23 protein-coding genes are annotated in these 21,586 nt (G+C 59.9%); 14 read left to right on the top strand and 9 right to left on the bottom strand.

The annotated features are described in order from the left end of the window. Nucleotides 1-5 precede the first annotated feature (5 nt). The 6 genes from ABHV46_RS07205 to ABHV46_RS07180 are packed head-to-tail and all read left to right on the top strand — an operon-like array spanning nt 6 to nt 5,359. Nucleotides 6-656: a baseplate assembly protein gene (locus ABHV46_RS07205; RefSeq protein ID WP_336946400.1), complete on the top strand. Its 651-nt coding sequence runs from the start codon at nt 6-8 to the stop codon at nt 654-656. Further along, entirely contained in the window at nt 653-1,027 is a 375-nt protein-coding gene (locus ABHV46_RS07200; RefSeq protein WP_438384079.1) for a phage tail protein, read from the top strand. Before ABHV46_RS07205 ends, ABHV46_RS07200 begins: the two co-directional genes overlap by 4 nt. Nucleotides 1,028-1,066: 39 nt before the next feature. After that, nucleotides 1,067-2,209 carry a baseplate J/gp47 family protein gene (locus ABHV46_RS07195; protein ID WP_438384077.1) on the top strand — a complete coding sequence of 381 codons (1,143 nt, stop codon included), beginning with the start codon at nt 1,067-1,069 and terminating at the stop codon, nt 2,207-2,209. Further along, entirely contained in the window at nt 2,209-3,444 is a 1,236-nt protein-coding gene (locus tag ABHV46_RS07190) for a hypothetical protein (protein WP_438384076.1), read from the top strand. The genes ABHV46_RS07195 and ABHV46_RS07190 overlap by 1 nt, the downstream gene beginning before the upstream one ends. Beyond that, on the top strand, nt 3,444-4,103 hold the full coding sequence (locus ABHV46_RS07185) for a hypothetical protein (RefSeq protein ID WP_438384073.1): 660 nt from the start codon (nt 3,444-3,446) through the stop codon (nt 4,101-4,103). The genes ABHV46_RS07190 and ABHV46_RS07185 overlap by 1 nt, the downstream gene beginning before the upstream one ends. After that, the gene (locus ABHV46_RS07180; protein ID WP_438384071.1) at nt 4,103-5,359 is read left to right on the top strand and encodes a hypothetical protein; all 1,257 of its coding nucleotides are present in this window, start codon (nt 4,103-4,105) and stop codon (nt 5,357-5,359) included. The genes ABHV46_RS07185 and ABHV46_RS07180 overlap by 1 nt, the downstream gene beginning before the upstream one ends. A 20-nt stretch (nt 5,360-5,379) precedes the next feature. Here the strand turns inward: ABHV46_RS07180 and ABHV46_RS07175 are convergent, their stop codons facing one another. From ABHV46_RS07175 to ABHV46_RS07135, 9 genes are all read right to left on the bottom strand, one after another. Beyond that, on the bottom strand, nt 5,380-6,705 hold the full coding sequence (locus ABHV46_RS07175) for a c-type cytochrome (RefSeq protein WP_438384068.1): 1,326 nt from the start codon (nt 6,703-6,705) through the stop codon (nt 5,380-5,382). Continuing rightward, nucleotides 6,705-8,483: a GMC family oxidoreductase gene (locus tag ABHV46_RS07170; protein ID WP_336946393.1), complete on the bottom strand. Its 1,779-nt coding sequence runs from the start codon at nt 8,481-8,483 to the stop codon at nt 6,705-6,707. The genes ABHV46_RS07175 and ABHV46_RS07170 overlap by 1 nt, the downstream gene beginning before the upstream one ends. A gap of 26 nt (nt 8,484-8,509) precedes the next feature. Next, on the bottom strand, nt 8,510-9,202 hold the full coding sequence (locus tag ABHV46_RS07165) for a gluconate 2-dehydrogenase subunit 3 family protein (RefSeq protein ID WP_336946392.1): 693 nt from the start codon (nt 9,200-9,202) through the stop codon (nt 8,510-8,512). A gap of 146 nt (nt 9,203-9,348) precedes the next feature. Next, on the bottom strand, nt 9,349-10,206 hold the full coding sequence (locus ABHV46_RS07160; protein ID WP_438384065.1) for a hypothetical protein: 858 nt from the start codon (nt 10,204-10,206) through the stop codon (nt 9,349-9,351). Between the two features lie 28 nt (nt 10,207-10,234). Next, a complete protein-coding gene (locus ABHV46_RS07155; RefSeq protein WP_438384063.1) occupies nt 10,235-11,248 on the bottom strand; it encodes a hypothetical protein in 1,014 nt (337 codons plus the stop codon). Then, on the bottom strand, nt 11,245-12,162 hold the full coding sequence (locus tag ABHV46_RS07150) for an Hsp33 family molecular chaperone HslO (RefSeq protein ID WP_438384061.1): 918 nt from the start codon (nt 12,160-12,162) through the stop codon (nt 11,245-11,247). The genes ABHV46_RS07155 and ABHV46_RS07150 overlap by 4 nt, the downstream gene beginning before the upstream one ends. A 56-nt stretch (nt 12,163-12,218) precedes the next feature. Next, nucleotides 12,219-13,202, bottom strand: a complete 984-nt coding sequence (gene argF / locus ABHV46_RS07145) for an ornithine carbamoyltransferase (RefSeq protein WP_438384057.1) — start codon at nt 13,200-13,202, stop codon at nt 12,219-12,221. After that, entirely contained in the window at nt 13,199-14,419 is a 1,221-nt protein-coding gene (locus ABHV46_RS07140) for an aspartate aminotransferase family protein (RefSeq protein WP_438384055.1), read from the bottom strand. Before ABHV46_RS07140 ends, argF begins: the two co-directional genes overlap by 4 nt. A gap of 128 nt (nt 14,420-14,547) precedes the next feature. Continuing rightward, complete coding sequence (locus ABHV46_RS07135) at nt 14,548-16,107, bottom strand: D-aminopeptidase (RefSeq protein WP_438384053.1); 1,560 nt, start codon at nt 16,105-16,107, stop codon at nt 14,548-14,550. 60 nt (nt 16,108-16,167) lie between these two features. Between ABHV46_RS07135 and ABHV46_RS07130 the strand changes: the two genes are divergently transcribed. The 8 genes from ABHV46_RS07130 to ABHV46_RS07095 are packed head-to-tail and all read left to right on the top strand — an operon-like array spanning nt 16,168 to nt 21,403. Next, nucleotides 16,168-16,800, top strand: coding sequence for a regulatory protein RecX (locus ABHV46_RS07130; RefSeq protein WP_438384051.1), 633 nt, complete (start codon nt 16,168-16,170; stop codon nt 16,798-16,800). Next, nucleotides 16,797-17,306 carry a CHAP domain-containing protein gene (locus ABHV46_RS07125; RefSeq protein ID WP_438384047.1) on the top strand — a complete coding sequence of 170 codons (510 nt, stop codon included), beginning with the start codon at nt 16,797-16,799 and terminating at the stop codon, nt 17,304-17,306. The genes ABHV46_RS07130 and ABHV46_RS07125 overlap by 4 nt, the downstream gene beginning before the upstream one ends. A 51-nt stretch (nt 17,307-17,357) precedes the next feature. Further along, complete coding sequence (locus ABHV46_RS07120) at nt 17,358-17,624, top strand: twin-arginine translocase TatA/TatE family subunit (protein ID WP_438384044.1); 267 nt, start codon at nt 17,358-17,360, stop codon at nt 17,622-17,624. Between the two features lie 7 nt (nt 17,625-17,631). Further along, on the top strand, nt 17,632-18,249 hold the full coding sequence (locus ABHV46_RS07115; protein WP_438384042.1) for a methylthioribulose 1-phosphate dehydratase: 618 nt from the start codon (nt 17,632-17,634) through the stop codon (nt 18,247-18,249). After that, the gene (locus tag ABHV46_RS07110) at nt 18,246-18,803 is read left to right on the top strand and encodes a 1,2-dihydroxy-3-keto-5-methylthiopentene dioxygenase (RefSeq protein WP_438384040.1); all 558 of its coding nucleotides are present in this window, start codon (nt 18,246-18,248) and stop codon (nt 18,801-18,803) included. The genes ABHV46_RS07115 and ABHV46_RS07110 overlap by 4 nt, the downstream gene beginning before the upstream one ends. Next, nucleotides 18,800-19,492, top strand: coding sequence for an acireductone synthase (gene mtnC, locus ABHV46_RS07105; RefSeq protein WP_438384038.1), 693 nt, complete (start codon nt 18,800-18,802; stop codon nt 19,490-19,492). The genes ABHV46_RS07110 and mtnC overlap by 4 nt, the downstream gene beginning before the upstream one ends. Next, complete coding sequence (locus tag ABHV46_RS07100) at nt 19,489-20,418, top strand: bifunctional riboflavin kinase/FAD synthetase (RefSeq protein WP_438384036.1); 930 nt, start codon at nt 19,489-19,491, stop codon at nt 20,416-20,418. The genes mtnC and ABHV46_RS07100 overlap by 4 nt, the downstream gene beginning before the upstream one ends. Continuing rightward, nucleotides 20,378-21,403 carry a DUF3667 domain-containing protein gene (locus ABHV46_RS07095; protein ID WP_438384032.1) on the top strand — a complete coding sequence of 342 codons (1,026 nt, stop codon included), beginning with the start codon at nt 20,378-20,380 and terminating at the stop codon, nt 21,401-21,403. The genes ABHV46_RS07100 and ABHV46_RS07095 overlap by 41 nt, the downstream gene beginning before the upstream one ends. Nucleotides 21,404-21,586: the final 183 nt, after the last annotated feature.

Raw genomic sequence — 21,586 nt, 5'->3', positions numbered from 1 at the left:
GACTCATGGATGGCTCTTTTTGGGCCGCAGCCCATCAGACGCGCACGGCCCATGCCATACATGGCATCGTTTCCGCGGTCGATCCTGCCAATCATGCCGTCAAGGTGCGCTTGCAGCCTGATAATGTTGAGACAGGGTGGTTGCCGGATGCGGCAGTCACGCAGGTGGGCGATCTGCGTCTTTCCTGCCCCAGTGCGCCGGGCGCGCATGTGTTGCTGATGCCTGTGGAAGGCGATGGCGAGAATTACGTGATTATTTCCGTCATGTTCGATGTCGTTGCCGGGCCCGCCTTGTCGCCGCAGACTGGCAAGGTTGCGCAGCCTGGCGAATTGCTTGTCAGAGCCGGGTGCGGCGCACCTTCGGGAAAATCGAGCGGTAAGAGCGATCAGGCCGGGTGGCTGCATCTGGGGCGGGATGGCGTATTTTTCGGCGCAGGTGAGATGCGTTGCGCGCTCAGCGGATCGGCGATCGTGCTCATGGCGGGGACTGTCAGAATGACTCTCGACTCTAGGGGCCTGGCTATTTCCGGTGCCGGTATCGAGGTGAAAGGGGGCAGTATTGCCGTCTCGGGGGGCGATGTCCGTACCGACATGAACAGTCTGGGCAGCCACGTACATCCCTATGCCAACGGTATGACCGGAAAGGCGGTGGGATGACGGATCTGTATCATTATTTTGGCGAGGATCTTCAGCTCGACGAAGAGGGCGCTTTGCGTTCCGTCGATGGAGCCCTGGCAACGCGGCAGAATATTCTGCGGCGTCTTTGCACCAATCCGAAGGCCTATCTCTGGCACAGCGAGTATGGCGCCGGATTGCCTGCGCGCGTGGGCACGCCGATCCGGGAGGTCGAAACACAGGGGCTGATCACCGCGCAACTCGCTCTGGAGGCGTCGATCGACCACGATCAGCCGGTGATCGTGACACTGACGCCTCTGGCTGTGAGCACCTATCGCTGTTCGATTACCTATACCGAGCAAGGTGAAGAGAGCGGGCAGATATTCACATTTAATCAGAGCGGCACGATCTGAGCCTCGCTCGGCTCTTGCCGGAGAGGCATCGGAAGGCTCATGTCGTTTTCTTTGCGTTCCTTTTCGTCACTCGTCCAGAGCGCCGTAGTCACCGCGCAGGCGCAATGTGCGCAAAAGCTCAGGCTCGATATCGGTACGCCGGGGCGGGCCCTGATAGAAAGCGTCGCCGCGCTGGGTTTGTGGCTGCAGTATATGCTGCTTCAGATCCTGTGTCGTACACGGCTTGCCACATCGGTCGGTGCGGATTGCGACAGTTTCGTCGGCGATTTCGGCATGACCAGACTGCCGGGCGTCAAGGCCCTGGGCTCGGTCACCATGACCTGTTTTTCCTACGACGATATCTCCGCCGTAGTGCGACCGGGTGTGACCGTGCGTACGGCCTCAGCTATTACCTATCAAGTCGTGACCGATGCGACGCATGAGCGCTGGTCTGCCAAGACGGCGGGGTACGTACGCCCCCCAGGGGTGGCGTCATTGACGCTGCCTGTCGAGGCGCTGGTGGAAGGTATTCAGGGTAATGTTGCCGTAGGTGCGATTTCCCTGATGGGTACGTCGGTCGCGGGCATAGATATCGTGACCAATCTCAGGGCTTTTGCCAATGGATCGGATCAGGAGACCGATGCGCAGCTGCGCAAGCGCTTTCCGCTCTGGCTGGCTTCAAAGGCAAGTGCCTCTCGCGCGGCAGTCGAGAGCGCCGTGGCGGAGACACAGAATAACCTGAGCTATGCCGTTTTCGACGGTCAGGCCTCCGATGGGGTAGCCCGCGCTGGTTATTTCACGGTCGTAATCGATGATGGCAGTGATGAAGTGCCGGAGCAGGTGCTTCAGAAAGTCTATGCGAGCGTCGAGGCGACGAAGGCGCTGGGCGTCGGGTTTGCTGTGCAACGCCCGGTGATCCTCACGGTGAGCGTTTCGATGGCGGTGCGGATTGCTCCGGGTGCCGATGCGGAAGAGGCCTGGACGGCGCTCGTCAGAGCGCTCGGCGCCGATATCGCTGCGGCACAGATCGGGGCGAGTTATCCGTTCAGTCGCCTTTCCTATGTCGCTTACGTCGGAGCCGGGGTGTCGGTGCTGTCGGTGACGGATATTCGGCTCAATGGCAGTCAGAACGATATCCCCGCTCAAACCAGCCAGTCGCTTTTTCCAGGCACGATCTCCGTTCAGATCGTTCAGGAGGGGTAATGCCGAAATTCAATAATTACTTTCGTATTCCTTCTGTCGCAGGACCGGAAGTTCTTGTCATCGCGACGCCAGATGGTGTGGAGACCCTCAATGCGACGGCGAGCCAGATTGCCGGAGCGCCTGCGGATTCTCCGCCCAGCGGCGAATTCTTTGCGGAGGAAGGGGCGAAAGTCAGTCGCTATGGCGATCGTTTTTTCATCGGTGCGGCCTCGGATTATCCCGCTCTCAATACACGCGATGTCGAGCGTCAGGACTGGTTGTCGTCTCTCATGGCGACGACCTCGATCGGCCCCTGGGCGCTCGAAAATGCCCAGGCGGCCTCTCTCTCGCGTTTCGGCAACAGTGCCTTTGTGGCCGGGTCGCGTACTTCGGATGCGATGAAATGGCGCGACAAGCTGGGCCATGTACCAAGCACGATCGGTATTGCGTCATGGGGCGTTGCTGATGACACGACCAACCCGACCCAGGCTACGGCCTATGCCTATTATGGTGAGGTCTGGCGTATGCCCGGTGTCAATTATCAGCCCAGTTTTGCCATGGAGCTGGAGGCGGTCAATCTGGGTGGCCCTGCCTATGGTATGTCCACACCCTATCATCCGAATTGCGGTGGCGGCACTTATGCCATCCAGATCGGTGCCGGGGGCGGGCAGACCGAGGGGACGGCAGATTGCGAGGCGGGAATTGTTTTCGTCAGTAATCCTGCTTCATGGAAAACAGGCATCCTGTTCGGCAATACGGCCCTGGCAGGGACGAATGGCGATGATGGCGGCTACGCGACGGCAATTTCGATGGCGCGCAGTCAGGGCATAGAGTGGCGAACGCCTGAAACGCGCGAGCATGTGCAGGGCCTTGATGCCGGTGCCATGCTTTTTTCGACCGTTTCGCAGACGGCCAAAGGGCAGCGCATACAATTTGCCGATGACGGGCTTCTGGTCACGAATATGACCGGTAATTTGCTGTTTTCCATCTCACCCAACACGGCGCCAACTAACACGCTGAACATTCAGGCCGGGAGCGGGCTCGCTGCGGCTGGCCTCTACGTGCAGAAGGGTGAAAATGGCTCACCCAATCTCGGCCTCTACCCTGCAGAGGGGGGAGAAATCCAGATGTCGTCACCCGTGGCAAGCCCCGGAGGCGCCGTACCGCTAGAGGCGGAAGGTGGTTTTCTGCATCTCAATGTCAATGGCAAGGATTATCGCGTGCCGCTTTTCACAGCTGAACAGGTTGGTGGCTGATGGCCGTTCTGAGAGATCGCGATGTCTCGAGCTTGCAGGCGACGGATCGCAAGATACTTTATGATACCGGCATTGCGCCGGGTACTGCGCGGGACTTCGCCAGACGCCTGCGGCTCGTTCTGCCGTCTGGCTGGTTTCCGGCTTATCGTGGGGACGAGGCCGAAGATGCGCCGGTGCTACAGGCATTGCTCACAGGGTTTGGCGCTATTCTGGCGTCGATCTGGACCCTGATGAGTTTTGTGCGCAGGCAGACACGTTTGGGCACCACCGACGGGGCGTTTCTGGAGATGGCGGCGGCGGATTTTTTCGGACCGTCAGGTGTGATCCGGCTTGCGCTCGAAAAGGACACGCATTTTCGCAGGCGCATGGTGAGCTCGCTGGTGGCGCCTCTCAATACACGGGCAGCCGTGTCGGAGGCCGTGCGTCGATTGTCCGGGGCTGCGCCACGGATAATCGAGCTGGGTAACGTGCATGACTGCGGTGCCTGGCGCTATGCGGGTGGCTATGGTGCCTCACGCAGCCGCTACGGCTCTCGCCTGGGAGGGCAGTTTTTTCTGGAGGTCTACCAGAAGCTGCCGGTTGAACGGCGTGCCCTGCATGCGGCGATCAGGGCTGCGAAAGCGTCGGGTGTGATCGCATGGGTAAGGATGCAAGCGTGATGGATCGTCCGATCATTTATGCGGGAGCCGTCCCGTTCGATACCGATCTGCTGCGTCTTGGCCGCTATGCGAAAGAGGGGCTGGGGCGTTTTGCGGAGATGCTGCTGGGTGGCCAGACGATCATGGCGGCGGGTCTCGCCTGTCAGGTTTCTGACAGCAACCTGTCGGTCACGATCGGGCGTGGGACAATCATGGCGCCGGATGCGCTCGATGCCGCGCGTATCGGAGGTATTTCGGCGGGGCTCGATGCCGATCATTCTGTAACGCAGGCCTTATTTTATAATGACATGGACCAGACCCTGACCGTCCCGTTGACGGGGGTCGATATTACGCTTTACGCGGTCTGTCGCGTGCAGGACGATACGCTGGACGTGCTGCCGTTTTACAATGCGGAAAAGCCGGATCAGACCATGGCGGGGCCGGATAACCGGGGCAAGGCGCTGCCTACCCGTCGTACAGGTCGTATCGGTTTTGTGGCGGGCACAAGCGCGCCCTCGGCCTCGGGGGCGATTGTCGTGCCCCTCTATGTCTTGAGTGTCCCTGCCGGTGTCGACACGTTGAGCGCCATTGTTCCGCGGAAAAGCGCGGTCTTTCTGCCTTCTCTTCCCGAGCTGGCGACGATGAGTTTTGCACAGCAGATCAGTCAACCTCAGGCGCTCTGTCTCGCCAGTCAGATTCTGACGATACCGGGCTGGGCGCGTCAGGTTGAATTGCGGGTGATCGGCGGCGGCGGCGGTGGGGCGTCGAGCAACGCCCTGACGCCTGAGAGCGGATCTTTTTCAGGCGGTGGCGGCGGAGCCGGTGGAGATTGCTGGGGTATCTATGCGGTTGACCCTGCCAAAAATGCTGCGCTCTCGGTCACGGTCGGACCAGGTGGATCTACCGGTCAGCGCGGCGGACCGAGCTTTGTAACCTATAATGGAACGCCGTTTCTTACCTCGGACGGGGGTGGTCCGGGATATTTTGCGACGTCGCAAACGGCCATGGGGGGCGATGGCGGCGGCACAGGGGGAGGCACTCTCTGGAACCAGACCGGCGGCGCCGGAAGCGACGGTCAGAATGGCAGTGTCGTGTTTGCCGGTAATGGCGCCAATGGCCCCTGGGGCGGTGGCGGCAAGGCCGGGTATCTTCTTGGCGCCAATGCCACGCGTCATGGCGCAGGAGGGGGCGGTGCTTATTCCACCCGCGTGGCCGGACAGACAGCAGCGGGGGGACGCGGCTATCAAGGGCTGGTAATATATCGCTTCCTTCACTGAACGCGGAGGAAGCGTGAGAGTCAGTTGAAAGGTTTGGGTGGCGGCGTGTTGATCCATTCCGCGTTGCGATCGCGGAAGCTGTGCACATCGGCTGCGGTGACAACGCTGCCGGCATTACCCCAGCTCTGGCGTATGAATGTTACGACATCGGCGACTTCCTGGTCGTTGAGCATATGTCCGAAGCCGGGCATGGTCAGGGCGGATGGGGCTTTTTCTGTCGGGGCGACTGTTGCACCACGCAGAACGATCAGGATCAGGGAACCGGGATCTTTGTCCATGAGAGTCGGGTTGCCAGCCAGGGGCGGAAAAGCCGGGGCATAGCCGAGTCCATCCGTTCGATGGCAGGCTGCGCATCGGTCGATATAGGTTTTGGCACCGGCTGTTGGAAGCTGCCCCCTGCGCAGGGCATCTGCGACGGAGTGATCGGCCTGCCAGGCTTTTTCGTTCTTCCGGGCCGGGAGAGAGGTTTTGAGGTAGCGTGCGATGGCATGCAGATCGGCTGTGCTGAGATGTTGTGTGCCGTGGGCGATAGCATCGTTCATGCCACCGAAGGCCGAGCCTTTATCGCTCCGCCCGGTTGCAAGAAAGGCAACGATATCGTCTTCGCTCCAGCGGCCAAGGCCTGTGCGGTCATCCTGTCTCAGATTGACCGGTGTCCAGCCATCGACGGCAGCACCGCCAGAAAGGAACACGTCGCCACCATCGCTCGAAAGTGCTTTTTCCTGCATCGTCAGAGCGCGTGGCGTATGGCAAGCGCCGCAATGGCCCGGCCCTTCGACCAGATAGGCCCCACGAGCAATATCGTCCGAAGGAAAACTCCGATTGGCGTTGGTCAGAGCTGCTTTCGGCGTCGGGGCAAAAGCCCAGCGCCAGAGGGTCATGGGCCAACGCATCGAGAGCGGCCAGTGTATGGCATTTGCAGGCGCCGATTTTGCTATAGGCGCAACACCCTCATGAAAATAGACCCAGAGCGCATGGATATCGGCATCGGTCATGCGCGCATAGGAGGGGAAGGGCATGGCCGGATAAAGCGGCTTGCCATTTCTGCCAACACCGCGCCGAAGCGCATTGGAGAAATCGGCTTCTGTATAGTTGCCGATGCCGTGCTGTTTGTCGGGCGTGATATTGGGAGCGTAGAGCGTGCCGATGGGCAGGCCGAACGGGTTACCGCCGCCATAGGGCGCTGCGGCGTCATGCGTATGACAGGCAGAGCAATCAGCTGCTGCTGCCAGATAGCGACCTTTTTCGATAAGCGCTTGTTGCGGGTGTTCCTGCGCCCTCACCTGCGTCGAGGCGGCAAGACTGAAAAAGGCGAGCAGCGCGAAGCGGGTTTTTCGTGAGCGCATCACAACGCCACCAGCGGGCCGGGCTGGGCCAGATAGGTGGTGCGGATATGATGCGCAGCCCAATAGGCCAGAGCAGCGACCGTGCCGGTAGGATTATAGCCCATGCCCTGAGGGAAAGCGTTCGAGCCGATGACGAACACGTTCGAGACATCCCAGCTTTGCAGATAGCGGTTGAGGGCGCTGTCGGTTGGGCTCGTGCCCATGACGGCGCCGCCGCCGAGATGGGTCGTCTGATAGCGGCGTGTGTCAAAGGCTTCGCCGTGTTCAAGCCTGCCCAGTTCATAGCGTCTGGCGCCGAGTGCCTTCATGATCGGCTCGATCTTGCCAACGACATACTGGTTCATGCGGATGTCGTTTTCCTTCCAGGTGAAGGTCATGCGCAGCAAGGGTTGACCGTAGCTATCACGCCAGGTCGGATCGAGATCGAGATAGACATCGCGATAGGCCATGTTGCTGCCATGCGCATCCATGGCGAGCGAATGGCGATAGGTATCGACCAGTCCCGCCTTGTAACCAGCACCCCAGCGCGGTGCTGACTTGCCGCCACCATTCATGGCTGCGGCAATCGGTTTCACACCGGCCTGGTTGACCCAGATCGGTGAGCCACCCACGAAGCCGAGAGGACCGTGATCGAAATTATCACTGTTGAAATCGTCGATCGCGACACCCGCACCGCCGGCGCCCACAAATTGATTCGTGAATTGGTTTTCCGGCAGCCAGGCGCGTGAGGTGGTGATGGTCTGATAGACGAAATTACGCCCGACGACACCGGTATTGCTGATCGGGTCGTAGGGTTTGCCGATGCCCGAAAGCAGCATCAGATGCACATTGTGAAACTGGAACGCTGCCAGAATGACCAGATCGGCTTCGATGGTCTTCTCACGATTTTCTCGCTGGTCGAGATAGGTGACGCCAGTCGCCTTGCGTCGGTCGCTATCGAGATTCACTTTCAGCACATGGGCATCGGTGATGAGTGTGAAGTCGTTATCGTAGCGCAGCGCCGGAAGAATATTGATATTCGGCGAGGCCTTCGAATACATGTAGCAATCATACCCGCTGCAATAACCGCAGAAATTGCACGGCCCCATCTGCAAGCCGTAGGTATTGGTATATTGCATTGACGCATTGGCTGCGGGCAGGGCGTAGGGATGATACCCGGCATCGGACGCCGCCTTGCGGAACAGGCTCGCTGTATAGACGTCCTGCATGGCAGGGAGCGGGAATTTATCGCTGCGTGATGGCGAGAACACATTGCCATTGCCGACGATCTGGCCATTGATCTTGTAGGCTTCACCCGAAGTACCGAACACTTTTTCGGCTTTGTCGAAAAAAGGTTCCAGCTCCTCATACGTCACGCCGTAATCTTGCAAATTCATCCCTTCGGGAATGAATTTGGCGCCGTAGCGGTCGATGACATGGCTGCGAAGACGCAGATCATCGGGGGCAGCGCGAAAATGCACGCCCGACCAGTGCAGCCCGGCACCGCCGACGCCCTCACCCGGCAGAAAAGCTGCGAGCTGACGATAAGGGAGCGCTGTCTGGTTGACGGTGTTGCGGATCGTGACGGTCGTTTTGGCAGGGTTCTGGAATAATCTGTGCCTGATGGCGCCGCGCAATTCGTCGATCGAGCCGGGATAGGTGCCTTCTGTTGCCGTTGAACGCTCCGGACCGCGTTCGAGCATGACGACACTGCGCCCTGCTTCGCGCATTTCCTTGGCGAGAATTGCGCCTGCCCAGCCTGCGCCAATAATGACTACGTCAGTCCGTTTTGATGTCATGCGTTTGGAACTCGAATAATTGACGCTCAGGCCTTCTGGCCGCTGATCGATACGGGGCCGAATGGATAGGCTGCGCCTTCCTGATTGACCCAATCCATGAAATCGGCGCGCGCACCGGGGAAGGCGAGCAAAATCCAGCCTTCCATGTTGCGATTACCCCCATGGATCGGATCGGAAAAAGCCCCTTCGAGCGTATTGCGGCGCAATTGCTCGAAAAAAAGCCGGGCGTTGAGTTCCTGAAAATGAACGGCGCCACCTTCGAAGGCTGTCAGGATTTCGATCTGCTCTTCGGCGTGAAGATCGGCAAAATCCTTGCCGCGCTCGGTGCGGGCGTAGTGGTTGGCGCCTGCAATACCCTTACGATAGAGATCGCGCGGCGCGAAAGGCAGCTGGTAGCCAAGATTGGCGGGTCCGTCCTGAAACGGGCCTGCCATATACCAAAGCTCCCCCCGGCCATAGGGCGTGTTCATCTGTCGGTCGATAAAATTGGGGACCCCCAGCGCAGTCGCGCCTGGACCGAGATCGTCATGCGGGAAGATGCAATCGCAGGCCGCATTCAGAAAGCGCATTTCGTCAGGCGTAAAAAAAGCCGGTTTGCCGTCGATTCTGGCTGCGGCCGCCGCCCGGGCGGCGAAGTCATGACCGGCGAGAAGGAGGAAGGCGGTGGTGCCTGCCGCATTTTTGACAAAGCGTCGGCGTGAAGACGAAGGCGCGCTCAACCTGTTCTCCTGACGGAACAACGATGGGTGATACCCAATATGTGGGCATCAGCCCCTTCTTCGCGATTGCGTGAGGAAATGCAAGCAGGTTTCTGTCTTGCTCGACAGGCTACGGCCGGTTGGTCACGACAGTTGGTGAATCCCCGTCACGAATGACCGGTCGGCAGGGAGAGAACGCCGGGCTGCGGTGATTTGACGGCAGGTGCTGCGGGCGTGTCATCGTCGCCGAGCGGGAAGATGGCATCAGGGCCTTGCGGTTTGGCGACAGGAGCCACGGGAGCGGCGCTCAGGGCAGCATTACCGGTTGCAGCCGGAGCAGAGACGGGCTGAACCGTTGCCTTCGGAGCGTTGGCAGAGGAGACCGAGGGGGCAGAAAGAGCAGCATTCGGACCGATATCCTGCTGCTGGATTGCACCTTGCAGAGGGGCACCACTGGCGTCGACGAGCCAGTCATGAAGCGATTTCTTGATCTGGAATTCAAGCTCGACATTCATGTCCTGCATCATCTGCGACGTCAGATCGTAAAGCACAGCGCGCGATTCGGGGTCTTTGTCACCGGGATTGAGGCTACGGGTGATATGGGCGAGGGCATAGCCGGCGCGACCGCCTGAGGGTGCCGAGAGATCGATATGCGCTTCCAGCTCGCCCAGAAGCGTGCCGCCCGGTGCGTGAAGGATGCTCGCCTTGGTGATGGTAAAGGTGCCGCCACCCTCCGTCCCGCTGGCGATCAGGCGGTCACGGGCCATCTGTTCGAGTGCCTGCTGGGGCGTTGTCGGAGCCTTGCCTGAAATGTCGCCGGGAGCCGAGCCGGGCGGTGCCGTATCCACAATCTCGATATGGGCGACATTGAGATGCATTTTGCTGAGATAATTATAGTCGAGCGGCGCAAAGCTTTGCGGCTCGCTGTCACCGCATGCTGTCAGCAGGGGGGAAGCGCTGCCAAGAGCGAGGCAGAGGGAACCGAAGCGGAGGAAGTTCTTAACCCTGGAAGGACTTTGCGACATGAGCAGCTCCTGGCTATGCGTCTCGACTTTAGGTCTTTTTTACTAAAGAGCGTAGCCGCTCGAAAAGACGTCCAGACTGTTTCTTTTCCTGTCTCGGATCTTGCGAACCCTGCGGCGCAACTTCGGACGGATTCTGATGCAGGAAGGCCCATGATTCTGAAATCATGTCGGCGGATGCTGTTTCTGGCGCCGGAGGCAGCTTTGTGTCGGTATCGAGCTCGACCAGAAGGGAAGACGCGCTGCCAAGGCCGTAATCGCGCGCTTCGAAAGCCTGTGCGTCGGCGATGGTCGCGACATGATGGGGGTTGCTGAGATACCAGCCCAGGATCATGGATGGCAGCATCCCTGCCATGTTTTCGTCGCTGACCAGAAGATTGGCCTTGGGGCAATAGAAGCTGGGCGATTTATCGAGCTGTCTCTCCCACCAGGAGAGGTAGAAGGTGCAGTCTGCCTCGGGATCGTAAAAACGATGCACAAGCTGGTGCTCGATGACAAAAGAGATCTGCGATCGCAAGGGGCGGTCGCTCAGGGGAGAGAGGACCACCAGGGATTCCGGCCCGATCCGGGTGCCGAGCAGGCGCCGGACCTGACGAGACGAGAGTGTTCTCTCGCCAAGCGTCGCGATTTCCTGATCCTGTTCGGTCAGCGAGCTCTGGATCTGGCGCATATCGATCAGCACGCGGACACACCATGCCGCTGCCAGCTGTGTGGCCAGAAAGAGAGGCACTCGCGGCGCATCATGAAGTGCTGTGGGCCTGGCGCTTAGTGAGTGACGCGCCAGCTCGTCGAACCAGGGGGCAACCGCCGAGAGAATCTGCTGTGGGTGCAGACGCTGCACGACTTCGATATGAGAGCCGCGATAGTGATTTTCGCCATCGAGATACCAGACGGCCTGACGTCCGCTCATGGCATCGCTCAGGGTCAGGCACCTGATATCGTCATCCAGAGCGACGATCTCCTGCGGAATCCACTGATCGTAAAGGGCGGTCAGTGCCTCTCCATCGACGCGAATGCTACGCAGCAGATCATCGGCTGCGCTCATCGCGCGATCTCATTGCGATCGAAGCTGAACCCGACATTGCAGAATTCGCAATTCATGGTGATCTGCCCTTCCTCGGCCATATGGTCGAGGTCGTCTTCCGGAAAGGTCGAAAGCACGCTCGCCAGTCTGGCGCGGTTGCATCGACAGCCCAAGCTCACCACGCGCGGTCGGTCGACCAAGACCTCCTGAGTGCCGAAAAGACGCTCGACTAGTGTCGTGGCGCTCAGGGTCGGGTCGAAAAGCTCGGAGGCCTTGAGGGTGTTGCCCAGAATGCAGGCGGTTTCCCACGCATCTTCATCGCTATCCTGCCCGGAGGCGATACCGCCTTCTGCCGCGATCTTTTCAAGCATCAGCGCCCCGGCCTGCCAGCCCTCATCGGTCTTTTCGCAGTAGAGGCGCATCCAGCATTCATGCTGCTCGCTGGTGGTGAAATAATGCATGGCCATTTCGGCCAAGGTTTCACCCTCAAGCGCCACAATGCCCTGATGGCGCTCGGTATGCGCGCCCTGATCGATGGTGAAGGCAAAATAGCCATCACCGAGCAGGGTTTTGGCCGAGGCCGCCTCAGGCGTGTTTTCGGAGCGGAGATAGAAGCGTAACTCGCCCGAATCGGTGCAATCCGCGACGAGCATGGAGACCGGGCCATCGCCCTTGATCTGAAGCGAGAAGGAGCCCTTGAATTTCAGCCCCGCACTCAGCCCGGCGACGAGAGAGAGGGCCTCGCCCGCCAGTTGCCGCCCGCAATCGGGAATATCATGGCGCTGCAGCATGATGTCGGCCAGCTTGCCCAGCCTCACCAGACGACCGCGCACCGGGCGGTTTGCCAGATGAAAGGGCGTGATCCCGTGCGAGATCACGAGATCGGGCACGGTTTCGGGGCGTTGGGTATCCAGAAAGGCGGGTGTTTCGATCATTGCAGTCTTGTCTGATGCTTTCCAGGGTCAATAACGCGGCAAAGGGATGCCTGCGCTCAACTGGGCTTGCCGAAAGAGCGCCAGTTTTCGCCGCCCAGAACCCAGAGGAGGAGACCTTTCTGGGCATGAAGGCGGTTTTCCGCTTCGTCGAACACGACCGAGGCGGCGCTTTCGAACACCTCTTCGGTCACTTCCTCACCGATATGGGCGGGCAGGCAGTGCATGAACAGGGCCTCGGGAGCGGCTTTCTGCATGAGAGCGGTATTCACCTGGAAGGGGCGCAGCGTGTTGAGTCGTGTCGCTGATTCCTCGTCTGACATGCTGGTCCAGGTATCGGTCACGATGCAACTTGCATCGCGTACCGCCTCGACAGGGTCGTGAACGAGACGGATCCTGCCACCCTCGGCCTGCGCCCAGTCGAGTACCTCCTGTCGTGGCTTCATCGTTTCGGGGGTTGCGAGGGTGAGCGAGAACCCGAAGCGTACCGCGCCCTCGATCAGAGAGGTCGCAACGTTATTGCCGTCGCCGATCCAGGCCCAGTGCGAACCGGCGACCGGGCCACGATGCTCTTCATAGGTCATGATGTCGGCCAGTATCTGCACCGGATGGGAGTCAGGCGTCAGACCGTTTACCACCGGGATGCTGCTCCAGCGCACAAGCTCGCTCAGCATGTCCGCCTCACCCGTGCGCACGACCAGCACGTCGAGAAAACGCGACAGGACACGCGCCGTATCGGCCAGGCTTTCGCCACGACCGATCTGCATATCCGATGGCGACAGCACGGACACATCACCGCCGAGCTGGCGCATACCCACCTCGAAAGAGAGGCGCGTGCGTGTCGAGGGCTTCGACAGCATCAATCCGAGTGTGCGCCCGGCCAGAGGATGGGCCGGGTGCATCGGGACGCGCCGATTGTCCTGCATGGTCTTTACGGCACGACCGACATCAATGATGTCGCGCAGCGTTGCGGAATCGAGATCGCGCAGATCGAGAAAATGCCGGATTTCTGCCGAGGAAGAAGAGCGTGTCTGAATGGTCATGCGTGGCTCTCCGTCCGGCTTTCAGTCCTGTTTTTCTGGTGCTCTGCGGTTTCGAGCGCCTGTGCGGCGCGTGAGAGAATAGCGCAGGCTTCGCGGCACTCTTCCGGTGTTACGATCAGCGGAGGCAGAAGACGCAGTACGTTTTCACCAGCCGTGACGGTCAGAAGGCCTTCAGCCATGACCTGGGCCTGCACCTGCGCGACCGGCAGGCGGCATTTCAGCCCCCACATCAGGCCGCGACCGCGGGCGAGTTCGAACACTGTCGGATGCTTGCGCACGAGGGCGTCGAGAGTTTCGCCGAGAATGGCGCCTGTGTGCTCGACCTCAGGCAGAAAGCCATCGGCAAGAATGACGTCGAGCACGGCATTGCCGGCGGCGCAGGCAAGCGGATTGCCCCCGAAGGTCGTTCCGTGAGACCCAGCGCCCATAGAGGCAGCGACTTCCTCATTGGCGAGGATGGCCCCCATGGGAAAACCACCCGCGATGCCCTTGGCGACCGAAATGACGTCGGGGGTCACACCATACCATTCATGAGCGAACAGCTTGCCTGTGCGCCCCATGCCCGTCTGCACTTCATCCAGAGCGAGAACCAGTCCGAATTCATCGCAGACCTGACGCAGACCTGACATGAACTGCGGGTCAGCCTGCTTGATGCCGGTCTCGCCCTGAATGGGTTCGAGCATGATACCCGCCGTCTGAGGCGTAATGGCGGCACGCAGGGCGTTCATGTTGTTGAAGGGCACATGATCGAAGCCTTCGACCGGCGCGCCGAAGCCCTCGAGATAGGCCGGGTTGCCGGTAGCCGCGATCATGGCCAGCGTGCGGCCATGGAACGCGCCGGTGCAGCAGATGATGCGCGTGCGCTTGGGATGGCCGCGACCCGATTGGGTCTTGCGGATCATCTTGACCATGCCCTCATTGGCTTCCGCGCCGGAATTGCAGAAGAACACGCTATCGGCGAAGGAATGCGCGACGAGCCGATCTGCGAGCTTTTCTGCCTGCGGGATGCGATACAGGTTGGAGACATGCATTACACGGGCAGCCTGATCGGCAATCGCCTTGACCAGCCCCTCATGACCATGGCCCAGAGACGAGACGGCGATGCCTGCCCCGAAATCCAGAAATCGTCGCCCGTCAGCCGTGTACAAGCAAGCGCCCTGACCATGCTCGAAAGCAAGGTCGACTCGTTTGAATGTTGGCATCAGAGCGGAAATCATGGCGATAGGAGAGCCCGGTTGAAATTGATGGGAGAGCGCAACGGCAAGAACCCCGCACCTGAAAACTCAGGGCAGGGCACAGGCTGCTGCTCTGCCATGATGAGGGTATTGCCCCCCATCCGTCAAATTCAGTCTTGGCAACGCCGGTAAAACAGATCGCGCGCCAGCCAGCATCCGACGCGCACGCCTGTCAGTGTGCCAGTTTCGTCGCGCTGAAAAGCGAGGGTCCAGTAGCCGGGCGGTGAGTGATCGAGCGCCCTGAGGCAGGGGATCAGCCAGACATCGTCGCCCAGTGGCTGGAGGCGCTCCATTCGTCCCTGGCCGAGCATCCCCGAAAACCCGCCATAAACCGTGCCCTCCGCCCCGTCGAGCGTGAGCACGCTATCGAGCTCCGGGCAGTGATAGCGGCCTGCCAGCCCATCATGCCTGATACGCTCGGCAAGGCAACTGAGCGGGATAATCCGGTTTTCGAGAGGACGCGTCATCGTCAGCCCCTCATCGGAAAGGCTTAGCCGAGTTCCTTCACGTCCGGCACCGTTCTGGGTCCAGAGATCGAGCGTCTCGGGTGGGTAGGCGTAGCGTAAGGAGAGTTTGGTGCCCGACGCGCTGGGCGTGACCGATGCCGAAAGTCCCGTCTTCTTGTCCAGATAATGCCCCAACAAAGCTCTGTTGCCGGGATTTTCTTCCTGTGAGACCGGCGCAATGTCGAGTGCAGCAGCGGCAAGAGAGGCTGCTGCCGAATGGGCCTCGGACATGTGATTGAACATCACGACGACTGACAGACGCTCCTTTGCCAGATGCAGCCTGTGGCTGCGCCAGCCGCGCAGGGCACCGCCGTGACCTGTCATGGTACGTCCGAAAAGCGTGCCGCGTTGCAGCCCATGGCCATAACGGGCCGGGGTGCCGTCTCGGAAGGTCACCGGGGCGGAGAGGCGATTGTAAAACCCTTGCGGGTCGTCGCGCTGGGTATCGATTGCCAGCTCCCAGGCTATCATGTCGTCCAGGCTGGCACCGAGCCCGGCATCGCCAGTCCAGAAGATATGATTGACGGCAGGGCGATAGCCGGTCGCCTCACTCCCTTCATATCCCTGCGTGCCGTCGGGCATGGCCTGCGTATCAGCAGCGAGAAAGGCGGTGTTCATGCCGTGGCGTTCAAACAGCTTCGTTCTCAGCAACTCGGCGAAGCTCCGACCCGAAAGCGCCTCGAGGGCTTCGGAAATCAGGAAGAAATTCTGGTTGACGTACGAGTAGGCTGTGCCGGGACGAAAATGCAGGCTGCGCGTGCCAGAGATCACACGATGGGCCTCCGAAGCGCCAAAGCCCGATTCAGTCGGGGCGCCGTGCAGCATGGCTACCGCCCAGTAATCGCGCAGTCCTGACTGATTATGAGCCAGATTCATGATGCCGGGAGGCGCTTCTTCGAGTTTTGGCAGATAGCCGGCAATGGCCGCATCGAAGGGGCTCTTGTCCGCAAACTCATCGAGCAGCGCGCAGGTGAACTGCTTTGTGATCGAACACAGGCGAAACAGCGTTTTCGGGGTGAAGGGCAGGCGGGTCTCGGCATTCGCGAAGCCCCAGCTATGGCGGCCAATCACCTGTCCATCCTTGATGACCGCAGCGGCGCCGCCCGGCCCCGGATAGGCCGAAGGCAGGGCTGTGAGTGCTTGTTCAAGCGGTGAGAGGATCATGACGGGGCTCCGGCGGTTTTTCACCATGTTGCTGCCACGAAGTTATGGCACAATGTAACCATGTCAGCGATTCCGGATCAGCCTCCTCCGCCGACAGCGGCAAACCTGCGTGAGACGGCCCTGCGTCATCTCGCGCGCTTCGCTGCGACCGAACAGGGTCTGGCCCAGGTTCTGGAGCGCGCCGTCATGCGATGGGCACGCAAGGCAGGTGCACAGGGTGGCGAGAGTGACCAGATAGAGAGTCAGGCCAAAGCGAGCCGGGGAGCGATTGCCGGGATTGTCGCCGATATGCGCCAGCTCGGCGCGCTTGACGACGCTGCCTTTGCCCGGTCCCGGTCGCTCAGTCTGACGCGCTCCGGTCGGTCGCGTCGGGCCGTGGCGGCCAGTCTCACGCAAAAGGGTATTGGCGCCGAGGTTCTGGGCGAAGCACTCGAAGAGGCGCTCGGCCACCGGCATGATGACAGCGCTCATGAGCGTGAATTGGGGGCGGCGCTCGTACTCGCCCGAAAACGTCGGCTCGGTCCGTTCAGGAGAGGTGATGAAGAACAGGCTGAGGGGCAGGCGCCTGAGCGCCATCAGCGCGCGCTTGCCGTGTTTGCCCGTGCGGGGTTCGGCCGTGATGTGGCCGAACGGGCATTGGCTCTGGATCTGATCGAAGCGGAGGATCGCGTCATGGCGCTGAAATCGTCATGAGAAAAATGGTGCTTGGGTTCAGTTTCTGCCTGAGCCTTGCCGCCTGTGGCGGCGGGCCAAGGGAATATAGCCGCGCCAGCTTCAATGGCCCGCTGCAATGTGCGCCCTATGCGCGCGCCAAGACCGGGGTTGCTCTTTACGGGGCGGCCGCATCATGGTGGCGTGGCGCCTCTGGGAAATACAGGCGCACCCAGACCCCGGCGGAGGGTGAGATACTCGTCTTCCGGTCGACGGGGCGCCTGCCATCTGGTCATGTTTCTGTGGTGCGCAGCACCGTCTCGTCACGCAAGATCCTGGTCGAACACGCCAACTGGGAGCCTGGCCGGATCGACCGCTCTGTGCCGGTCATAGACGTCTCACGCGATAATGACTGGTCTCTGGTGCGGGTGTACTGGGCACCAATCAAGAATCTCGGCTCACGCGCCTATCCGACCTATGGCTTTATCGTCCCGCGTGATCTCGATAATATTGCGCGCTTGCAAGAGACGCCCGATCACGCCATGTGAGAAGCGAGACAAAAGACGGCTGTTCGGTCCCGTCATACGAGGAGAGAGATTATGGGTAGCATGAGTCCCCTGCACTGGCTGATAGTGCTTGCCGTCGTACTCATCCTGTTTGGCGGTGGCAGCAAGATCAGCGGTCTCATGGGTGACTTCGCGAAGGGGATCAAATCCTTCAAGAAGAACATGGCCGAAGACGAATCCATGGAGCCGAAGCACGATCAGCCTAACGGCCAGATCTCTCCGCCACCCCAGGGTAATTTCCAGCAGCCGCAATACACGCCCCCCGCTTCGGGCGGTAATGTGAATAACGCCAATCACTGAGCTTTCCATGACGCAGCTTTTGGACCGGCTCTGGTCGGATGCGGTGCAGGATGTTCTGCATGCAGGCCGCAGGATGGACCAACGGGGCTGGGTGCCAGCCACAGCGGGCAATCTCAGCCGACGCCTTGGCGATGGTCGTATCGCGATCACGCGCTCAGGCGGCCATAAGGGGTTCCTGACCGAGCAAGACGTCATCGAGATCGATCCTGAGGGGCGACCGATCGACGGCGGTCAGAAGGCAAGTGCGGAAACGCTACTTCACACCCAGCTTTACGCCTCGGACCCGACGATCGGTGCAGTACTGCATGGGCATTCCATCGCGGCGACCGTGCTGTCGATGGCGCTTGAGGCGCCGGTGCTCACTCTGGCAGGCTACGAGCTGCTCAAGGTGTTCGAGGGGCAATCGACCCACGACACTGCAATCGACGTGCCCTTTTTCGCCAATGATCAGGATATCGCCCGTCTCGCGACGGTCGTGGGGCCGTTGCTCGGGAAAATGCCCGCGGGCTACGTGATCAGAGGGCATGGTGTTTATGTCTGGGGGCGGGATATGGCCATGGCGCTGGCCCGTCTCGAAGGGCTGGAATTTCTTCTGGCCTGCGAACTCGAAAGGCGGAAATCATGAGCCGACTGACGATCTATCGCGACGATACGCCCGATAACCTCCTTCTCGATACAGAGGATGCACGGGTCATCGCCGAGACCTTGCGCCCGCTCAACGTGCGTTTCGAGCGCTGGCAGTCTCCCGTAACCCCAGCCAAGGATGCCGCACCAGAAATAATTCTGGAGGCGTATCGCCCCTATCTCGACGGGCTGATGGGCGAAACCGGGGCGGGCAGTGCCGATGTCGTGCGCTTCGACCGCAATACGCCGCAGATCGCGGCCATGCGCGAGAAATATCTCTCGGAGCACACCCATAGCGAAGATGAGGTGCGCTTCTTCGTGCATGGTCAGGGCGCCTTCATCCTGCATGTCGAGGGCAAGGTCTATTCAGTGCTTTGCGTTCAGGGCGATCTGATTTCGGTTCCTGAGGGCACACCGCACTGGTTCGATGCCGGGCTCGATCCCGATGTGGTGGCGCTGCGCGTTTTCACCGATACGACGGGGTGGGTCGCCGAATATACAGGCGATGAAATCGCCCGTCGCTTTCCTGTTGCCATTCCGGAACTCGCCGCATGAGCACCGTCCGCTTGGTCCTTCTCGATATCGAAGGCACGACCCTGCCGATCTCTTTCGTCAAGGATGTGCTCTTCCCCTATTCCGACAAAGTGATGCCGGAGCTGCTTCGCGAACAGGCGGATAATCCTCTGGTCAAGGTGGCGCTTGCCGATATCGAGGCAGCCAGTCCCGGTTGCGATCCGCTCGCCCAGTTGCATGACTGGACCGCTCGCGACGAAAAGGTCGCACCGCTCAAATCATTGCAGGGTCTGGCCTGGAAAACGGGTTTCGAGACGGGCGCTCTAAAGGCACGTCTCTATCCCGATGTGCCGCCGGCATTGAAAGCCTGGCACGAGGCGGGGCTGCGTCTTGCTGTCTACTCTTCCGGTTCTGCCAGCGCACAGCGTTTGCTGTATGGTTATTCCGATGCTGGCGATCTGACCGGCCTTTTCGAGGCATTTTACGATCTCGATATCGGCGGCAAGAAAATCGCAGAGAGCTATCGCGAAATCGCCTCGCGAGCGGGTGTGGCGCCGGGAGAAATCCTGTTTCTCTCCGATATCGGTGCCGAACTCGATGCCGCAGCAGAGGCAGGTCTCAAGACCTGCCAGCTGGTACGTGAGGAAGACGGCACGACCCCTCATGAAGCCTCTCGTCAGGCCTCTGACTTTACAGAGGTCAGCCAGTTTTTTTCGCTGCCTGTCTCATGACCCTCTACGAGGACTGGACGGCGATCCCGCCTGAGGCGCACGGCGCCGCCGTCGCCCTCGGCAATTTTGACGGTGTGCATCTCGGGCATGTCCATCTTTTGAAATCGCTCCATGCGGCGCGTCCCGATCTGCCGCTTGGCGCTGTGACATTCGAGCCGCATCCGCGCGAGTTCTTCCGCCCTCAGGATCCTCCGGTCCGGCTGATGCTTCCGCCCGTACGGGCGCGTTTCCTGCATGAGCTGGGCGTAAAGCAGATCTTCCAGCTGCCTTTCGATGCGGATTTCAGCCATCTCTCGCCGGAATCTTTTGTCAAGAACGTGCTTCATCGCGCGCTTGGCGTGAAGCACGTCGCCTGCGGCCCCGATTTTGCTTTCGGGCACAGACGGGCCGGCAATATCGATTTTCTGTCGCACAGGCTCGAAGCCCTCGGTATCGGTCTGACAGTCGTGCAGCCTCTCACCGATGTCAGCGGCCCGTTTTCCTCGTCGCGTATTCGTCGCCTGCTTCAGGAAGGTTATCCCGAACGCGCGGCGGAGGAGCTTGGTCGCCCCTGGTTCATCGCGGGTGCCGTGGCCCATGGTGACAAGCGCGGGCGCCTGCTGGGCTTCCCTACCGCCAATATCCCGCTGGGACGCCATATCGAGCCAGCCCGTGGCGTCTATGCCGTGACCGTGCGTCACCCGGATGGGCGCATGACGCCGGGTGTGGCCAATATCGGCCGTCGCCCTACCATCGATGACGGGCAGGAAAGCCGCCTCGAAGCGCATCTTTTCGACGTCGATGAAGATCTTTATGGCCAGACACTCGAAGTCAGCCTGCACAGGCTGTTACGTGAAGAGCGTCGCTTCGACGGGCTCGACGCGCTTGAGGCCCAGATCGCCGAAGATGCTTGCCAGGCCCGTGCCGCGCTTGGCCCCGCTGTCTGAGTCCTGTCTGCTGCGGGGAAGCCATTTGCCAAAGACAGTTTCCCAAATCGTGGGGAAACGGTATGGTTCTGAAATGAAAAAATATGATGTCGCGCTGGCTGGCAAGCACTCGGAGAGGTGTCTCAACTGCGATACCTCTCTGCTAGGCCATTACTGTCATGTCTGCGGGCAGAACGCTCGTACTGCAGAGCCTTCTCTTCGCGAATTCTGTTATGATTTCTTTGAAATGCTGACCCATGCAGACAGTAAGGTCATGCGCACGATCCGTCGTCTTTTTTTCGATCCGGCACGGCTGACGCGTGACTATATCAAAGGAAAACGAGCCAGCGAAATTCCGCCAATTCGTATGTTTTTCGTCTCGCTCCTGTTTTTTTTCGCTTTTACTTCTGTGACGCCATTTCATAGCGTGATTACTGAGGAGGCTGCTGAAGAAAACCATTTCGTAAGGGCGCCAGCAGGAGACGCGGATAGCCTGAACGCGAAACTGAAGTCCCAGATAGAGACGGTGACGTTCTCTGGACCGAAAAAAGTACAGAAGTGGTTGCACGATCATCTTCTCGCCGCGGTAGATAATCCCGACGAGGTACAGCATGTTATGGGTGAGTGGGCGGAACGCATAGTGCTGCTGCTGCTACCGATAAGTGCAGCGTTTCTATGGGTGCTGTATGCTTTTCCTAAGCCAATACCCCTTTACGATCATCTTATTGTGTCGTTGCACTCTCTGACTGTACTGTTTCTGGTCGTCACTGTCGCGGCGATAATGGATAATCTTCTGCCCGACGAAGTAATGAATTGGGTTACGCGCGGGCTCGCTTTAACTATGGCGGTGCATCTGTTTTCGCATCTGAAAGGTTTTTACGGTCGGTCGGCGGCGGGCACTATTCTGCGTATGTTTTTTCTGGCCTTGGCTACGATTGTAGCGTGCTGTTTGCTCACTGCTGCTCTGACCATCATCGGGCTACAATTCGGGGCTTCTGGCGAATAGAATCGAATGATCTTGGGCAATGCTTGCAACTGGTCGGTCTCAGAAGGATCGTTTGGTTCTGTGACGCTCAGCCTGCGTCGATTGGAGCAGCGTATTCACTGCTGCCCTCTCTTACGCAGGTCAGAGATACGGTTTTGCCGCAAATGTGAAATTCCGCTGTTTGCCATCACTTTTTTAATGTTA

It is taken from the genome of Asaia sp. BMEF1 (assembly GCF_051628905.1).
Taxonomy (GTDB): domain Bacteria; phylum Pseudomonadota; class Alphaproteobacteria; order Acetobacterales; family Acetobacteraceae; genus Asaia.
Note: the sequence above shows the minus strand (reverse complement) of the source record. Positions and strands in the feature narration are given on the sequence as shown.

Excerpts from the sequence above, each read along its gene's own strand:
- ABHV46_RS07205 (WP_336946400.1), top strand. The coding sequence starts at position 6 with ATGGATGGCTCTTTTTGGGCCGCAGCCCATCAGACGCGCACGGCCCAT.
- ABHV46_RS07200 (WP_438384079.1), top strand. The coding sequence starts at position 653 with ATGACGGATCTGTATCATTATTTTGGCGAGGATCTTCAGCTCGACGAA.
- ABHV46_RS07195 (WP_438384077.1), top strand. The coding sequence starts at position 1,067 with ATGTCGTTTTCTTTGCGTTCCTTTTCGTCACTCGTCCAGAGCGCCGTA.
- ABHV46_RS07190 (WP_438384076.1), top strand. The coding sequence starts at position 2,209 with ATGCCGAAATTCAATAATTACTTTCGTATTCCTTCTGTCGCAGGACCG.
- ABHV46_RS07185 (WP_438384073.1), top strand. The coding sequence starts at position 3,444 with ATGGCCGTTCTGAGAGATCGCGATGTCTCGAGCTTGCAGGCGACGGAT.
- ABHV46_RS07180 (WP_438384071.1), top strand. The coding sequence starts at position 4,103 with ATGGATCGTCCGATCATTTATGCGGGAGCCGTCCCGTTCGATACCGAT.
- ABHV46_RS07175 (WP_438384068.1), bottom strand. The coding sequence starts at position 6,705 with ATGCGCTCACGAAAAACCCGCTTCGCGCTGCTCGCCTTTTTCAGTCTT.
- ABHV46_RS07170 (WP_336946393.1), bottom strand. The coding sequence starts at position 8,483 with ATGACATCAAAACGGACTGACGTAGTCATTATTGGCGCAGGCTGGGCA.
- ABHV46_RS07160 (WP_438384065.1), bottom strand. The coding sequence starts at position 10,206 with ATGTCGCAAAGTCCTTCCAGGGTTAAGAACTTCCTCCGCTTCGGTTCC.
- ABHV46_RS07155 (WP_438384063.1), bottom strand. The coding sequence starts at position 11,248 with ATGAGCGCAGCCGATGATCTGCTGCGTAGCATTCGCGTCGATGGAGAG.
- ABHV46_RS07150 (WP_438384061.1), bottom strand. The coding sequence starts at position 12,162 with ATGATCGAAACACCCGCCTTTCTGGATACCCAACGCCCCGAAACCGTG.
- argF (WP_438384057.1), bottom strand. The coding sequence starts at position 13,202 with ATGACCATTCAGACACGCTCTTCTTCCTCGGCAGAAATCCGGCATTTT.
- ABHV46_RS07140 (WP_438384055.1), bottom strand. The coding sequence starts at position 14,419 with ATGATTTCCGCTCTGATGCCAACATTCAAACGAGTCGACCTTGCTTTC.
- ABHV46_RS07135 (WP_438384053.1), bottom strand. The coding sequence starts at position 16,107 with ATGATCCTCTCACCGCTTGAACAAGCACTCACAGCCCTGCCTTCGGCC.
- ABHV46_RS07130 (WP_438384051.1), top strand. The coding sequence starts at position 16,168 with ATGTCAGCGATTCCGGATCAGCCTCCTCCGCCGACAGCGGCAAACCTG.
- ABHV46_RS07125 (WP_438384047.1), top strand. The coding sequence starts at position 16,797 with ATGAGAAAAATGGTGCTTGGGTTCAGTTTCTGCCTGAGCCTTGCCGCC.
- ABHV46_RS07120 (WP_438384044.1), top strand. The coding sequence starts at position 17,358 with ATGGGTAGCATGAGTCCCCTGCACTGGCTGATAGTGCTTGCCGTCGTA.
- ABHV46_RS07115 (WP_438384042.1), top strand. The coding sequence starts at position 17,632 with ATGACGCAGCTTTTGGACCGGCTCTGGTCGGATGCGGTGCAGGATGTT.
- ABHV46_RS07110 (WP_438384040.1), top strand. The coding sequence starts at position 18,246 with ATGAGCCGACTGACGATCTATCGCGACGATACGCCCGATAACCTCCTT.
- mtnC (WP_438384038.1), top strand. The coding sequence starts at position 18,800 with ATGAGCACCGTCCGCTTGGTCCTTCTCGATATCGAAGGCACGACCCTG.
- ABHV46_RS07100 (WP_438384036.1), top strand. The coding sequence starts at position 19,489 with ATGACCCTCTACGAGGACTGGACGGCGATCCCGCCTGAGGCGCACGGC.
- ABHV46_RS07095 (WP_438384032.1), top strand. The coding sequence starts at position 20,378 with ATGCTTGCCAGGCCCGTGCCGCGCTTGGCCCCGCTGTCTGAGTCCTGT.